Below are 876 nucleotides of genomic sequence, written 5' to 3' on the forward strand. Positions count from 1 at the left end.
ACCGATTATGGTGAAGGTAAAGGTATGAGTGTCACTATCCAAGACCAAGTCTTGGACCGCAATAACCTGAACCAGGCTTATTTGCGAGTTAAGAGAAATAAAGGAGCAGCGGGCATTGATGATATGACTGTCGATGGCCTCCTGCAATATCTTAGAGAAAATAAAACGGAGTTAATCACCAACCTACGTGAAGGCAATTATAAGCCAGTACCGGTTAAACGAGTGGAAATTCCCAAGCCCAACGGTGGAGTGAGAAAACTAGGGATACCAACGGTAGTGGACCGCATGGTCCAACAAGCAGTTGCCCAAGTGCTCACGCCAATCTTTGAGCGTATTTTCTCGGATAATAGTTTTGGCTTTCGCCCTCATCGTGGAGCCCAAGACGCAATCGCAAAGGTAGTTAAACTATATAATCAGGGATATCGAAGAGTAGTCGACTTAGACCTGAAGGCCTATTTCGATAACGTCAACCATGATTTGATGATTAAGTACCTCCAACAATATATTAATGACCCATGGACGCTAAGACTTATCCGCAAGTTTTTGACTAGCGGGGTCTTAGATCATGGGCTTTTCGCTAGGAGTGACAAAGGAACGCCGCAAGGTGGACCATTATCACCATTACTGGCGAATATTTACCTAAATGAGTTGGATAAAGAGTTGACCAGACGTGGCCATCACTTTGTACGCTATGCGGATGATTGTAATATTTATGTTAAAAGTCAACGGGCGGGAGAACGAGTAATGCGCAGTATTACCCATTTTCTCGAAAAGCAATTGAAGGTTAAAGTTAATCCAGATAAAACTAAAGTTGGTAGTCCCCTAAGATTGAAGTTTCTTGGCTTTTCACTAGGTGTAGACCGTAACGGTGCCTAT

Annotated in this window: 1 protein-coding gene; it reads left to right on the forward strand. The window is 43.4% G+C overall.

From position 1 onward, the window contains the following. On the forward strand, positions 1–876 hold an 876-nt coding region (gene ltrA, locus FD32_RS00310), incomplete at both ends, for a group II intron reverse transcriptase/maturase (RefSeq protein ID WP_082611612.1).

Source organism: Limosilactobacillus panis DSM 6035, assembly GCF_001435935.1.
Taxonomy (GTDB): Bacteria; Bacillota; Bacilli; order Lactobacillales; family Lactobacillaceae; genus Limosilactobacillus; species Limosilactobacillus panis.